The sequence below is a fragment of the Bradyrhizobium sp. SZCCHNS3016 genome (assembly GCF_032484535.1).
Classification (GTDB): Bacteria; Pseudomonadota; Alphaproteobacteria; order Rhizobiales; family Xanthobacteraceae; genus Bradyrhizobium.
In genome coordinates this window covers 245,121-259,909 of record NZ_JAUETE010000007.1, presented here as the reverse complement: position 1 = coordinate 259,909, position 14,789 = coordinate 245,121, and the positions used below count along the sequence as shown (strand labels likewise).

Here is a 14,789-nt window from a genome sequence, read left to right as displayed (position 1 = left end):
CTTGATTCCTCCTCTATTCGCTACTCCCTATTCGCCATTCGCAACTCACTCGCCATTCGCACCTTCAGTCCCGTTCCCACCGGTGCCGTTCTCGGTCTCCTCACCGATATGCTCCACCGAAACGACGTGCTCATCATCGGCGGTGTCGAACACGATGACGCCCTGGGTCGAGCGTCCCGCGATGCGGATGCCGTCGACCGGGCAACGGATCAACTGCCCCTTGTCCGTCACCAGCATGATCTGATCGCCGTCCTCGACCGGGAATGAGGCGACGAGCTTGCCGTTGCGGTTGTTGACGGACATCGCGACGATGCCTTTGCCACCGCGGCCGGTGGTGCGGTACTCGTAGGACGAGGTGCGCTTGCCGTAGCCGTTGACCGAGACGGTCAGCACCACCTGCTCCTGCGCGGACATCTCGACATAGCGTTCCTGCGACAGCTGGATCGCGCCAGCGGCCGCCTCCTCGCCCTCGGTCTCGACCGGCTCCTCGGTGGCAGCATCGCCCGACATCGCCCGGCGCATCTTCAAATAGGCCGTACGCTCGTCCGAGGTCGTCTCGACATGGCGCAGGATCGACAGCGAGATCACCTTGTCACCGCCGGCGAGCGCGATGCCGCGCACGCCCATCGAGGTCCGCCCGGTGAAGACGCGCACGTCGGTGACGGGGAATCGGATGCACTGCCCGCCCGACGCCGTGAGCAGCACGTCGTCACGCTCGGTGCAGATCTGCACGTTGACGATCTCCTCGCCCTCGTCGAGCTTCATCGCGATGATGCCGGAGCGGCGCACGTCGACGAAATCCGACAGCTTGTTGCGGCGGACGTTGCCGCCGGTGGTGGCGAACATCACGTCGAGATTGGCCCAGGAGGATTCATCCTCCGGCAGCGGCATGATCGTGGTGATGCGCTCGCCCTGCTCCAGCGGCAGGATGTTGATCAGCGCCTTGCCGCGCCCGTTGGGCGCCGCGATCGGCAGCCGCCAGACCTTCTCCTTGTAGACCTGGCCGCGCGACGAGAAGAACAGCACCGGCGTGTGCGTGGAGGCCACGAACAGCCGGCTGACGAAATCCTCCTCGCGGGTCTGCATGCCCGAGCGGCCCTTGCCGCCGCGACGCTGCGCCCGATAGGCCGACAGCGGCACGCGCTTGGTGTAGCCGGCATGCGACACGGTCACGACCATGTCCTCGCGCTGGATCAGGTCCTCGTCCTCGACCTCGCCTTCCTGCTCGGCGATCACGGTGCGGCGCGGCGTGCCGAACTCCGCCTTAACGGCGGCGAGCTCGTCCTTGATGATGCCCTGCACCCGCGCCCGCGAGCGCAGGATGTCGAGATAGTCGTTGATCTCGACCTTGAGCTTGTCGAGCTCGTCGGAAATCTCCTCGCGGCCGAGCGCGGTCAGGCGCTGCAGACGCAGGTCGAGAATGGCCTTGGCCTGCTCGAACGACAACCGGATGGTGCCGTCCTCGGCCAGGCGATGGCGCGGATCGTCGATCAGCGTGATGATGGCCTCGACGTCGCGCGCCGGCCAGTCGCGCGACATCAACGCCTCGCGCGCCGTCGCAGGATCTGGCGAGGTCCTGATGACCCTGATGACCTCGTCGATATTGGCCACGGCCACGGCAAGGCCGACCAGGATATGAGCTCGGTCGCGCGCCTTGTTGAGCAGGAACTTGGTCCTGCGCGTAACGACACGCTCGCGGAACGCGACGAAGATCGTCAGCAGGTCCTTCAACGTCATCGTCTGCGGGCGGCCGCCGTCGAGCGCCAGCATGTTGGCGGCGAAGCTCGTCTGCAGCGGCGTGAACTTGTAGAGCTGGTTGAGCACGACGTCCGGCACGGCGTCGCGCTTCAGCTCGACGACGACGCGGTAGCCGTCGCGGTCGCTTTCGTCGCGCAGGTCGGCGACGCCTTCGATCTTCTTCTCGCGCACCAGCTCGGCGATGCGCTCGACCATCGTGGCCTTGTTCACCTGGTAGGGGATCTCGGAGATGATGATCGCCTCGCGATCCTTGCGGATCGTGTCGATCGTCACCTTGCCGCGCATCATGATCGAGCCGCGGCCCAGATGGTAGGCCGAGCGGGCGCCCGCGCGGCCAAGAATGATGCCGCCGGTCGGGAAATCCGGCCCCGGAATGATGTTGATGAGGTCATCGATCGTGAGCGCGGGATTGTCGATCAGCGCGATGCAGGCATCGATCACCTCGCCGAGATTGTGCGGCGGGATGTTGGTGGCCATGCCGACCGCGATGCCGCCGGCGCCATTGACCAGCAGGTTCGGATATTTGGCCGGAAGAACCGACGGTTCCTTGTCCGAATTGTCGTAGTTCGGCTGGAAGTCGACGGTGTCCTTGTCGATGTCGTCGAGCAGCGGAATCGCCGACTTGGCGAGCTTGGCTTCGGTGTATCGATAGGCGGCGGGGGGATCGCCGTCGACGGAGCCGAAATTGCCCTGGCCGTCGATCAGCGGCACGCGCATCGAAAAGTCCTGCGCCATGCGCACCATGGCGTCGTAGATCGACTGGTCGCCATGCGGATGATATTTACCGATGACGTCGCCGACCACGCGCGCGGACTTGACGTATTTCTTGTCGGGCGTGTGCCCCTGCTCGTACATCGAATACAGGATGCGCCGGTGCACGGGCTTGAGGCCGTCGCGCGCATCGGGCAGCGCTCGCGACACGATCACGCTCATCGCGTAATCGAGGTAGGAGCGTTTCATCTCGTCGAGGATGGAAACGGGACGAATGTCGGAAGGTCCGCCCGGCTCGCCGGGCTTCTCATCTTCTTTATCGGACAAAGGGGATACCGGTCGGTTTTGACACGCGAAAATCGCTTGGAATCATATAGCGCAGGAGCGCGCCGCAGGCCACCCCCAAACCGAGGTGGGCCGCGCTTTTTCTGCTCGCCTTTCCAGGGACTTAACCACATGACACGGCTCCGCGAGGCTTGCTCGGGAACCGTCTCTGGCTAGGGCCCGAAGACCACCTTGTGCATGATCCGTCCGGGCAGCAGCGTGAACAGTCCGGCAATCACGAGGGCACCGGAAAACAGCGTGATCATGGCCCGGCGATGGGCCGCCACCCGATGGCGGTGCGCAGCCCACACCGCAAGCGGCAGCACGGCCAACGTGTAGAGCGACAGCAGGTGGATCGGGCTCCATGGCCCGACCAGCCGGATGGTGTGGATCCAGAACGAGCTGGCTGCAACGGCAACCATGAGCGCGACCCAGACCCAGCCGATCGTTCGATGCGGCAAGGTCCCCTTCGGGGCCGCGAACTGGACGAGCCCCAGCGCAAACGCCGTCATCGCGGCGACGGCGTGCAGCAAGACGGCGGGTTCGGCGGCGAGCAGCGGTGCGAAGTTCATGCAACACCCCCGTGGTCAGACGGCAGCGGCCTGAACGTCGTGCGGCCGCCCCTGCGCCTCAGAACGGAATGTCGTCGTCCATGTCGCTGTTGCGTCCGCCACCACCGGCCGAAGCGACCGCGCGGCGCGGCGGCGCCATCGACGGACCGCTGCTGCCGAAATCGCCGCCACCCATGTCATCGGAGAAGCTGCCGCCACCGCCGCCGCCCCGGCCATCGAGCATCGTCAAGGTCGAGTTGAAGCCCTGCAGAACGACCTCGGTCGAGTACTTTTCGACACCGCTCTGGTCGGTCCATTTGCGGGTCTGCAGCGCGCCCTCGATGTAAACCTTGGCGCCCTTCTTCAGATACTGCTCGGCGACCTTGCAAAGACCCTCGTTGAAGATCACCACGCGGTGCCACTCGGTCTTTTCCTTGCGCTCGCCGGTCGCCTTGTCGCGCCACGTTTCCGACGTCGCAATGCTCAGATTGGCGATCGGCCGCCCATCCTGCGTACGCCGGATCTCGGGGTCCTTGCCAAGATTGCCGACCAGAATCACCTTGTTCACACTACCCGCCATCACCACTCTCCCGCGGTTCTCGATCATCGGACCGGCCGTCCACACCGGCCTCACGGCGTCCGGTGGCTAACCCTTCCTCTCGCGGCGGACCCTATACGGTTGCCGCGCGATCCACCCGCCCTGTCCATTGCTTATCCACATATAGCAGGCGGAAGGCCATTGTTCCAGTTTTGTTCGCACGCATATGTCCACAACCGTGCGTCGAGTTCCGCGGAACTCGATGGAATCGCAACTTCTCGCAAATGGAACCCGGAAAAAGTTCCCTATTCACAAAAAAGGGATTAATTTTCATCACGTTAGCTCGCCGCACTTCCTCCTCGGCTGTGGCTTTTGGGAGACGGTATCCAGGGTTGAATAGCGTATATTTCCGGACGGATTGGGGCCGCAAGCGCGGTCGCACCAACTTCACAGAAGTGCGTCTCCGGGGACCAATTTGGAGACGCCCAACGCGGGAGACTTGGGATGAAAAGAATTTTTCTCGGAGCTGTCAGCTTAATGGTTTTGGGGGCGCTGACGCCGGCGGGAGCCGCCGATCTCGCCGCCCGCCCGTACACGAAGGCCCCGGTGGTGGCGCCGGCGCCACTTCCAACCTGGGCCGGTTTCTATCTCGGTCTGCAGGGCGGCGGCGGCTGGGGCCGAAGCAACGAGACCTTCTTCGGAGCGCCCAATACGGCGATCTTTGCCGGCACCCAGAACTATAACACCAGCGGCGGCTTCATCGGCGGTGTGGTCGGCTACAACTGGCAGATCGACAACATCGTGTTCGGTCTCGAGGGCGACTATCACTGGGCCGACATCAACGGCCGGTCGGGCGTCGTCAACGCCGGTCTCGGCGATACCTACTTCACCCAGCTGCGCGGCTTCGGCGACATCAAGGGCCGCCTCGGCTGGGCTGCGGGTCCGGCGCTGTTCTTTGTCAGCGGCGGCGCTGCCGTCGGCGATCTCCAACACCGCTACGACGCAGCGCTCAATGGCGGCGCGGCGAATAGCTTCGCTCAGAACAACTGGCGCTGGGGTTGGACGATCGGTGCCGGCGCCGAGTACATGTTCGCGCCGAACTGGTCGGCCAAGGTCGAATACAACTATCTCGACTTCGGCAAGAGCTCGATTCAGTACAGCGCGGTTCCGGCCAATCGCTCCGAGTGGAGCGACACCGTGCACACCGTCAAGGCCGGCGTCTCCTATCACTTCAGCGGCCCGATCGTGTCGCGCTACTGATTGCACGCGCAAATCGAATGTGTCGAAAGGCCGGCTTCGCGCCGGCCTTTTTTGTGTGCCAGAACCGGTACTTGCTGGGCCGTTGTGTCATTTGGGTGACGGCTTTTTACGACGGAAGGGGCTATCAAGGTCCGGCGGGTGGGCGTTGGTGAGAGTGTGCGTGCGGGCGTCGGACTTGGTTTGGGGAATGCGATGAGAAGGCTGTTGCTGGGGGCGACAACTTCGCTGGCGCTGGGGATTGCGCCGGCCATCGCTGCCGACTTGCCCGCGCGCACCTTCACCAAAGCGCCTGCGATGATCACGACGATCTATGATTGGAGTGGCTTCTATATCGGCCTGAATGCCGGTGGCGCATCGGCCCGCACCTGCTGGACCAACAAGGTCAGCTTCGCCGGCGTGGCCGCAACCAACGCGGAAGGCTGCCATGATGCGACCGGCGCGCTGGCTGGCGGCCAGATCGGCTATCGCTGGCAGGCTGGCGGTTGGGTGCTCGGCGTCGAAGGCCAGGGAAACTGGGCCAACCTCAAGGGCAGCAACACCAGCCAGTTCGTCCCGCCCGTGACCAACCAGACCAAGATCAATGGGATCGGCTTGCTCACCGGCCAGATCGGCTATTCCTGGAACAACGTGCTCTGGTACGTGAAGGGCGGCGCCGCGGTTGCGGGTGAGAAGTACAACGGTCTGTCCACGGCAACCGGCGGTGTGCTCGACCAGTCCAGCGCCACGCGCTGGGGGGCGGCTGTCGGCACCGGCGTCGAGGTCGGCTTCGCCAAGAACTGGTCGGTCGCAGCCGAATACGAGCACCTGTTCATGGGCAACCGCACCCTCGGCTTCTCGGGCGTTCCCGGTGGAGCCGCGGGCCGGACCGATGCGGTCGGCCAGGACGTCGACATGGCGACGGTCCGCGTGAACTATCGCTGGGGCGGTCCCGTCGTATCCAAGCACTGACCCTCGAGGACTGGCAGTCGAAGATTGGCACTCGAGGGTCTGACGCACCAAGCGCTCACCCCCACCTCGGGACAGCTCTCCGATCTGCACGACCGGTCGCGATCTTTACCAGCGCTTAAGTACGTTCGGCACATCCCGCCCCGCGCCTGCTCCCCGATCACGAATTTAGAAAGCAGTCTCTCCTACAACCAGCAACAGGCCACCTTCGCGTGGGCCCGGATCGGAGGGATCCGGAGCGTGGTGTATTGGGACTGGGGAGAGACGAATGCAGAAGACGACCTTGATCTTGACCGCAAGCGCCGCGGCGCTGGGACTGGCGCCGGCCTCAGCGGCCGACTTCGCGACGCGCCCTTACAGCAAGGCGCCACCGCCGGCCTATGTCACGCCGCTGCCGAGCTGGGCCGGGTTCTACCTCGGCGTCAATGGCGGCGCCGATTGGAGCCACAACTGCTGGACGCTCAATCGCGTCGGCGGCGTGCCGGTCGTGCCGACCCAGTCCGAAGGCTGCCACAATGCCTCGAGCGGCCTCATCGGCGGCCAGGTCGGCTATCGCTGGCAGGCGGCGAGCTGGGTGTTCGGCGTCGAGGCCCAGGGCAACTGGACCGACCTGAAGTCGTCCAATGCGAGCACGGCGGCGCTGGCTGCGGGCATCACCAACAACACCAAGACCGATGCGATCGGCCTGTTCACCGGCCAGGTCGGCTACGCCTGGGGCAACGTGCTCTGGTACGTGAAGGGCGGCGCCGCCGTCACCCACAACAAATACACCGGCACGGCGAATGCGGCTGCGCCCTTCCCGGTCGGCACGCTGCTGGATTCGGCCAGTGAGACCCGCTGGGGCGGCACCGTCGGCACGGGCGTCGAGTTCGGCTTCGCGCCGAACTGGTCGGTCGCCGTCGAGTACGACCACCTGTTCATGGGCTCGCGCGACATCAGCTTCCCGGCCACCGCAACCGTGCTGTCGCGCGTCGATACCATCAAGCAGGACATCGACATGGCGACCGTCCGGGTGAACTATCGATTCGGGGCGCCGATGGGCACGCGCTACTGAAAAAAGCCGCCGCTCGCACGCATTCGGAAAGGCCGGCCCTCGCGCCGGCCTTTTTCGTGTCAACAGCCCGGCAGCGTCGCGGCGTTTTTGTGCTAAATATATGATTTATAACGCTTTTTCGTTTCTGTGGCGAGTGCGTTACAGCCTCGCCGGGATGCCCTGTGTATGACTTGCCCATCGCTTGTCATTCCAACCTCCCGGGGGAGAATTTGATGAAGAAGTTGTTTGTGATCACGACGGCGCTCGTCGGCATCGCAACGGCCACGTCCGCTTCGGCGGCCGACATGGCGGCACGTCCCTATACGAAGGCGCCGCCGATGGTCGCGCAGATCCTGAGCTGGTCGGGCCTCTACGCCGGCATCCAGGGCGGCGGCGGCTGGGGCACCAGCAAGGAGACCTTCCTCGGCCGCTTCAATGCGCCGGGCTTCCTGGGCACCCAGAACTACAACACCAATGGCGGCTTCGTCGGCGGCGTGGTCGGCTACAACTGGCAGGTCGACAACGTCGTGTTCGGCCTCGAAGGCGACTATCACTGGGCCGACATCAACGGCCGCTCCGCCGTGGTCAATGCCGGCCTCGGCGACACCTTCTTCACCAAGCTGACCAGCTTCGGCGACATCAAGGGCCGCCTCGGCTATGCCGCCGGTCCCGCCCTGTTCTTCGTCAGCGGCGGCGCCGCGGTGGGCCAGTTGCAGCATCGCTATGACGGCGTCCCCGGCAACGTCTTCAGCCAGAACACCACCCGCTGGGGCTACACGGTCGGCGCCGGCGCCGAATACATGTTCGCGCCGAACTGGTCGGCCAAGCTCGAGTACAACTATCTCGACTTCGGCAAGAGCGCGATCCAGTACAGCGCTTTCGCAACCAACCGCTCCGAGTGGAAGGACACCGTCCACACGGTCAAGGCCGGCCTCAGCTACCATTTCGGCGGCCCGGTCATCGCCAAGTACTGACACCTGCAACCGACAGGTTCCGAGAAAGGCCGGCGCAAGCCGGCCTTTTTGCTGCGCTGACGCCACCTCGCCGGCTCGCCACACACGGAACCAAGTAATTGAGTAACTTATGCTTTCTGGAGCCGCCCGTAAAAACGCGGTTTGGCCGCGAGTGTGTCTTCGGGGTGACGGTAATCCGCACGGAACCGGGCTATAGGAACCGCGTCAACTTGAACGGGTGAGTCTGTTTCGTGCGTAAAGCTTTCGGTGCGATGCGGACTTCTAGGAATAAACTGGAGACTGGAATGAAGAAGATCCTGCTCGCGACCGTGGCTTTGGCCGCCCTGGCCGCTCCCGCTGCCGCCGCAGACCTCGCTGCGCGCCCGACCTACACCAAGGCGCCGGTTGCCGCGCCTGTGCTGACCTGGACCGGTTTCTACATCGGTGCCATGGGCGGCTACGCCACCGTTGAAGACAATGGTCCGGATGGCGGCCTCGCCGGCGGCACCATCGGCTACAACTGGCAGCAGGGCGCCGTCGTGTTCGGTCTCGAAGCTGATGCGGCATGGGCCAGCATCAAGAGCGGCGACGGCGTGATCCCCGGCTTCCTGGGCACGTTCAACACCAAGATCCAGGACACCGGCAGCGTTCGTGGCCGCATTGGTTATGCCTTCGGCCCGACCCTGGTGTACGCCACCGGCGGTTACGCTTGGGCTGAGAACAAGCTGACCAACACCTTCCTTGGCACTTCGGTCTCGGACACGAAGTTCCACAGCGGCTGGACGGTTGGCGCTGGCCTCGAATACATGTTCGCGCCGCAGTGGTCGCTGAAGGGCGAATACCTTTACAAGAGCCTCGGCAGCGAGAACTACTTCGCCAACAATATCGCTTCGGGCACTCTGAACCTGCACTCCGTCCAGGTTGGCGTGAACTACCACTTCTAAGAACGTCGCCCTCCGGGCCAACGCACAAGGCCTCCGCTCGACGAGAGCGGAGGTCTTTTCTTTTGGGCTCTCGACTCTTTGGGCTCTCGACGCGGCCAGCGGAACCGGCAGCCTCCTGCCATTCGCTGCCATTCCCTGAGCGCATTGTTGATGATTCGCTGACGGCACTGGAAATCCCGCCCCGTTCTTCCTACGTTCCGACGATACCTTTTCCCCCTGGCGTCCGATGGCCGGCTTCCGGCGAACGCGCCTGCAACGATGGCGCGATTCAGCGCCGTGGGACGATCGTCATGGATGAAGTGCTCAAGGCCAAGCAGCGCGCGCAAGCCAACCAGTCGAGCCTGCGGGCGATCACGATCCGCGGCGCCCGCGAGCACAACCTCAAGAACATCGACGTCGAGATCCCGCGCGACAGGCTCGTGGTGTTCACCGGCCTGTCCGGCTCCGGCAAATCCTCGCTCGCCTTCGATACGATCTATGCCGAGGGCCAGCGCCGCTACGTCGAATCGCTGTCGGCCTATGCCCGCCAGTTCCTGGAGATGATGCAGAAGCCTGATGTCGACCAGATCGACGGCCTGTCGCCGGCGATCTCGATCGAGCAGAAGACGACCTCGAAGAACCCGCGCTCCACCGTCGGCACGGTCACCGAGATCTACGACTACATGCGGCTGCTCTGGGCGCGCGTCGGCGTGCCCTACTCGCCGGCCACGGGACTGCCGATCGAAAGCCAGACCGTGTCGCAGATGGTCGACCGCGTGCTGGCGCTGCCCGAGGGCACCCGCCTCTATCTGCTGGCCCCGGTCGTGCGCGGACGCAAGGGCGAGTACAAGAAGGAGCTGGCCGAATATCTCAAGAAGGGCTTTCAGCGCGTCAAGATCGACGGCACCTTCCACGAGCTCGCCGAGGTGCCCACGCTCGACAAGAAGTTCCCGCACGACATCGACGTCGTCGTCGACCGCATCGTGGTGCGCCCCGACATCGGCCAGCGCCTCGCGGAGAGTTTCGAGACCGCGCTGAAGCTCGCGGAGGGACTCGCCGTGATCGAGTTCGCCGACGCGCCTGCATCGTCATCACCGGGCCGCGCCGACGGCGCGAGACCCGGTGATCCATCCTCTTCGAAGGAGATGGATGGCCGGGTCAAGCCCGGCCATGACGACAAGAAGAAGGTCGCAAAAATCCACGACAAGAGCGGGCCCGAGCGCATCCTGTTCTCGGAGAAGTTCGCCTGCCCAGTCTCCGGTTTCACCATTCCCGAGATCGAGCCGCGGCTGTTCTCGTTCAACAATCCCTACGGCGCCTGCCCGGAATGCGGCGGCCTCGGTGTCGAGCAGCACGTCGATGCTGATCTCGTCATTCCCGACAAGGACGTCACCCTGCGCAAGGGCGCGATCGCCCCCTGGGCCAAGTCGTCCTCGCCCTATTACCTGCAGACGCTGACAGCGCTCGGCAAGTTCTACAAGTTCACGCTCGACACCAAGTGGAAGGACCTGCCGAAGAAGACGCAGAACGCGCTGCTGCACGGCTCCGGCGACGACGAGATCAAGTTCACCTATGAGGACGGCGTCCGCGCCTACGACACCAAGAAGCCGTTCGAGGGCGTGATCACCAACATCGAGCGCCGCTTCCGCGAGACCGAGAGCGAATGGGCCCGCGAGGAGCTCGGCAAGTACTTCAACGACGTGCCCTGCGCCGGCTGCAACGGCTTCCGGCTGAAGCCCGAGGCGCTGTGCGTCAAGGTCGCCGGCAAGCACATCGGCGAGATCTCCGAGCTCAGCGTGAGGGCCGCCGGCGAATGGTTCGCCGAGGTGCCGAAGGCCCTGAACGCGCAGCAGACCGAGATCGCCACCCGCATCCTCAAGGAGATCCGCGACCGCCTGACCTTCCTGCTCGACGTCGGCTTGAACTATCTGACCCTGGCGCGCTCCTCCGGCACCTTGTCGGGCGGCGAGAGCCAGCGCATCCGCCTGGCGTCGCAGATCGGCTCGGGGCTGACCGGCGTGCTCTACGTGCTCGACGAGCCGTCGATCGGCCTGCACCAGCGCGACAACGCCCGCCTGCTCGACACGCTGAAGCGGCTGCGCGACCTCGGCAACACCGTGATCGTGGTCGAGCATGACGAGGATGCCATTCGCCTCGCCGACTACGTGCTCGACATCGGCCCCGGCGCCGGCACCCATGGCGGCAACATCGTCGCCGAGGGCACGCCGGCCGAGATCATGCGCAATCCGGCGTCGCTGACCGGCAAATATCTCACCGGCGAGCTCGAGGTCGAGGTGCCCGAGCGGCGGCCGCCGAACCATCGCCGCACCATCAAGGTCGTCAACGCCCGCGGCAATAACTTAAAGAACGTGTCGGCCGAGATCCCGCTCGGCCTGTTCACCGCCATCACCGGCGTCTCCGGCGGCGGCAAGTCGACGCTTCTCATCGACACGCTCTACAAGGCGATCGCGCGCAAGCTCAACGGCGCCAACGAGGCCGCCGCGCCGCACGACCGCATCGAGGGCCTGGAGCACATCGACAAGATCATCGACATCGACCAGTCGCCGATCGGCCGCACCCCGCGCTCCAACCCCGCGACCTATACCGGCGCGTTCACGCCGATCCGCGAATGGTTCGCCGGCCTGCCGGAATCCAAGGCGCGCGGCTATGAGCCGGGCCGCTTCTCCTTCAACGTCAAGGGCGGCCGCTGCGAGGCCTGCCAGGGCGACGGCGTCATCAAGATCGAGATGCACTTTTTGCCCGACGTCTACGTCACCTGCGACGTCTGCAAGGGCAAGCGCTACAACCGCGAGACCCTCGACGTGCTGTTCAAGGGCAAGTCGATCGCCGACGTGCTCGACATGACCGTCGAGGAGGCCGCCGAGTTCTTCAAGGCGGTGCCGCGCGTGCGCGACACCTTCGAGACCCTGCGCCGCGTCGGCCTCGACTACATCCATGTCGGCCAGCAGGCCACCACGCTGTCCGGCGGCGAGGCCCAGCGCGTCAAGCTCGCCAAGGAGCTGTCGAAGCGCGCGACGGGCCGCACGCTCTACATCCTCGACGAGCCCACGACGGGCCTCCACTTCCACGACGTCAAGAAACTCCTGGAGGTGCTGCACGAGCTGGTCGCGCAGGGCAATTCGGTGGTTGTGATCGAGCACAATCTCGAGGTCATCAAGACCGCCGACTGGGTCATCGATCTCGGCCCCGAAGGCGGCGACGGCGGCGGCGAGATCGTCGCCTGGGGCCCGCCGGAGGACATCGTCAAGGCGCCGCGCAGCTACACCGGACAATTCCTAAAGCCGGTGCTGGAGAAGTCAGCCAAGCCGAAGAAGCGCAGCCGCGGCGCAGCCAGCGAGGCTGCGGAGTAGTTGCCCTCAATTCCCTTGTATCGATCGTCGTTGCGAGCGAAGCGAAGCAATCCAGGGCCGCGTACGCGATTCTGGATTGCATCGCGCTCCTCGCAATGACGCATGTGGTCGATACCGGTTCATCACAGCAAAGCCCGCCGCTCTCTGCAGAGCGGCGGGCTCGATGTTTCCACAACGAACTCAGATTACCACTGGCGATAATATCCGCTGCGCGTGCCGTTGTTGTTGCCGCCCGGGCCGACGTCGCCCTGGGTCGAGCTCGGAGTCGGATGGTTGGTGCCATTGTAGCCGGTGCCCCAGCCCGGGCCGTCATACGGGCCCGGCGCAACCGCGACGTAGCCTTCCTCATAGACCGGCCCCGGCGCCCAGGCGAAGGAATCGCGGTAGGCGTAGGTGCTGGTGACCTGTCCACCATAGCCGTAGCCGCCCGGGCCGTATTCGCCGGCCGAGGCCGCAGCGGTGCCGGCCACGAGCGTGACGGCGGTCAGCGCGGCGAATCCAAACGTGCGCGTCATGAACTTGCTCCTTCGTTCCTAATTCTCGGAGAACAAACGATATCGATCCATCCAAGGTTCCGCCGGTCCCCACAACAATCGTGCGACACAACGCGACGCTCACCTTCGCGCGACCTCGTGATCCAATGGCTTCGTGACATCGCCCGACACGCGCAGCGAACCCGTCCGACACGACAAACCCGCAGCTCGTGTCGAGCGGCGGGTTTGATCGCCTAACGTCTAACGCGAGCTGGCGGCTACCACTGCCGGTAGACACCGGTCAGCGTGCCGTTGTTGTTGCCGGACGGACCGACATCGCCCTGGGTCGAGCCAGGGGTCGAATGGTTGGTGCCGTTGTAGCCCTGGCCCCAGGTCGTTGTGCCCCAGGTCACCGGACCGCGCGCGTAGGCCGGCGCCGGCGCGGCGTCATACACCGGCTCGGAATCGTTGCCCTGTGTCGGCGGCACCCAGGCCATCGAGTCGCCGTAGCGGGCATAGCCCTGCGCGGATGCGGCGGCGGTGCCGAGCACCAGCGTGGCGGCGGCCAGCGCGGCCATCTTGAGCGTGCGTTGCATGTGTCTCTCCTTGTTTCTGTGCGGGGTCAATGATCGCACCGCGCAAGGCGTTCCTGCAGCGCACGCTCACAAAAGCCGTGAGAGATTGTTGATCGGATGCGCGTCAAAACCCTCTTGCAGACCTGCGGGAGCAGGCTCGCAAGAGGGCAACGCGAGACGCGACCCGGACGGCGCCGTCCCCCTGATCAGCAGCTCACGCTGCGACGGCGACCGCGCGCGGCCGCGCCACGCCGGTCTTGGTGACCCCCGGCAGCGGCGGCGCCTTCGTGCCGGTCGCATGCGGAAAATACTGCAACTGCATGGAATGCATGTAGCCGGCTTCTGCGGTCCAGGAATCGTTCGTCTCCACGATCGGCGTGATCGTGAACAGGTCCGGATTGCTCGGCACGATCGACGTATAGGTCGGGATCGTTGCGCTGAGGATCTCAAGCGGCTTGTAGATCGAGTAGTAGTTGGTGTCCTTCAGGACCGGCGCCGGCGGCGCATAGGTGACGAGAATCCCTTTCAGATTGGCCCATCCCATCGGCACGATGTCGTTGCTGTTGACCGCCGCATAGTAGGTATAGGCCTTCGCGAAGGTGGTCGCGAAGCCCGCGTTCCACATGGTCGGAGCCGCGAAGGTGTGCGGCCACAGCGTGAACTTCAGCGACGAGTTCAGCTTCGGCAGTTGATCCTGCAGCCACGCCGTCGCCACCACGGCGAGCGCGCCGCCCAGGCTGTGCCCGGTCACCATCAGTTGCAGATTCTGCTTGGCCGCAAGGCCGCGCAGATAGTCGAGCAGCGACAGGTCCGTCGCGGGATCGGTGAGCGCGATGACCAGCGCCAGCGCATCGTTGATCCCGGCACTGATCTGCAGCGGCGAGCCGGCCTGCTGCGGATACAGCCACGGCACCTGGAAGACTGCATCGACGTCGGCGAGCACGTTCTCGAAGGCACCGCCGACCGAGCCGTCGACATCGGTGCCGCGGAACGCCAGCGCGTAGCTGCCGTCGCTGCCTTGCGCGACATAGGCGAGCACGCCGTTGTTGACCGCCGGGCCCCAGACGAGCGACCACGGACCGTTCGCCGCGCCCGACGGGACGGACTTCAACATCGTCACGAAATCGCTCGGCTGAACCACATCGAGCGCGTCGTCGATATAGGCGAAGTAGGACAGATACGCTGCAGCAACCTTGTTGAGGGCCATGTGAAATCTCTCTGGCTTGAATGATGAAAACAAATTCGATCAAATCGGGCAGGCAGACCCTGATCCGCCGGCGCATCGGGATCATAGACCGCGTCAATTCCAGGTGCACATCACAACATGTTCAACCCCTGATCGTCGAACGTCACCACGGAGCTGCGACACGCAAG

Annotated in this window: 12 protein-coding genes; 6 read left to right on the top strand and 6 right to left on the bottom strand. The window is 64.6% G+C overall.

Features of this window, described 5'->3' with window-relative positions; translation table 11 throughout:
- Window positions 1-45 precede the first annotated feature (45 nt).
- The 3 genes from gyrA to QW881_RS16080 form a co-directional block, all read right to left on the bottom strand.
- The gene (gyrA, locus tag QW881_RS16090; RefSeq protein ID WP_315756621.1) at window positions 46-2,796 is read right to left on the bottom strand and encodes a DNA gyrase subunit A; all 2,751 of its coding nucleotides are present in this window, start codon (window positions 2,794-2,796) and stop codon (window positions 46-48) included.
- A gap of 170 nt (window positions 2,797-2,966) precedes the next feature.
- Window positions 2,967-3,365, bottom strand: coding sequence for a DUF2306 domain-containing protein (locus tag QW881_RS16085; protein WP_315756622.1), 399 nt, complete (start codon window positions 3,363-3,365; stop codon window positions 2,967-2,969).
- Window positions 3,366-3,423: 58 nt separating this feature from the next.
- A complete protein-coding gene (locus tag QW881_RS16080; protein ID WP_315738108.1) occupies window positions 3,424-3,924 on the bottom strand; it encodes a single-stranded DNA-binding protein in 501 nt (166 codons plus the stop codon).
- 462 nt (window positions 3,925-4,386) lie between these two features.
- On the opposite strand from QW881_RS16080, the gene QW881_RS16075 reads away from it, so the two are divergent.
- The 6 genes from QW881_RS16075 (at window position 4,387) to uvrA (ending at window position 12,367) form a co-directional block, all read left to right on the top strand.
- Window positions 4,387-5,142 carry an outer membrane protein gene (locus QW881_RS16075; protein WP_315756623.1) on the top strand — a complete coding sequence of 252 codons (756 nt, stop codon included), beginning with the start codon at window positions 4,387-4,389 and terminating at the stop codon, window positions 5,140-5,142.
- Between the two features lie 192 nt (window positions 5,143-5,334).
- Window positions 5,335-6,090 carry an outer membrane protein gene (locus QW881_RS16070; RefSeq protein WP_315756624.1) on the top strand — a complete coding sequence of 252 codons (756 nt, stop codon included), beginning with the start codon at window positions 5,335-5,337 and terminating at the stop codon, window positions 6,088-6,090.
- A gap of 265 nt (window positions 6,091-6,355) precedes the next feature.
- On the top strand, window positions 6,356-7,141 hold the full coding sequence (locus QW881_RS16065; RefSeq protein ID WP_315756625.1) for an outer membrane protein: 786 nt from the start codon (window positions 6,356-6,358) through the stop codon (window positions 7,139-7,141).
- A gap of 212 nt (window positions 7,142-7,353) precedes the next feature.
- Window positions 7,354-8,094 carry an outer membrane protein gene (locus QW881_RS16060; protein WP_315738112.1) on the top strand — a complete coding sequence of 247 codons (741 nt, stop codon included), beginning with the start codon at window positions 7,354-7,356 and terminating at the stop codon, window positions 8,092-8,094.
- 284 nt (window positions 8,095-8,378) lie between these two features.
- Complete coding sequence (locus QW881_RS16055; RefSeq protein ID WP_315756626.1) at window positions 8,379-9,017, top strand: porin family protein; 639 nt, start codon at window positions 8,379-8,381, stop codon at window positions 9,015-9,017.
- Window positions 9,018-9,307: 290 nt separating this feature from the next.
- The gene (uvrA, locus tag QW881_RS16050; RefSeq protein WP_315756627.1) at window positions 9,308-12,367 is read left to right on the top strand and encodes an excinuclease ABC subunit UvrA; all 3,060 of its coding nucleotides are present in this window, start codon (window positions 9,308-9,310) and stop codon (window positions 12,365-12,367) included.
- 185 nt (window positions 12,368-12,552) lie between these two features.
- On the opposite strand, the gene QW881_RS16045 is transcribed toward uvrA, so the two are convergent.
- From QW881_RS16045 to QW881_RS16035, 3 genes are all read right to left on the bottom strand, one after another.
- On the bottom strand, window positions 12,553-12,882 hold the full coding sequence (locus QW881_RS16045; protein WP_315756628.1) for a hypothetical protein: 330 nt from the start codon (window positions 12,880-12,882) through the stop codon (window positions 12,553-12,555).
- A 236-nt stretch (window positions 12,883-13,118) separates the two neighbouring features.
- Window positions 13,119-13,436: a hypothetical protein gene (locus tag QW881_RS16040; RefSeq protein ID WP_315756629.1), complete on the bottom strand. Its 318-nt coding sequence runs from the start codon at window positions 13,434-13,436 to the stop codon at window positions 13,119-13,121.
- 193 nt (window positions 13,437-13,629) lie between these two features.
- Window positions 13,630-14,622 (bottom strand): lipase family protein, encoded by a 993-nt coding sequence (locus QW881_RS16035; RefSeq protein ID WP_315756630.1) that lies wholly within the window; start codon window positions 14,620-14,622, stop codon window positions 13,630-13,632.
- Between the last annotated feature and the right edge of the window lie 167 nt (window positions 14,623-14,789).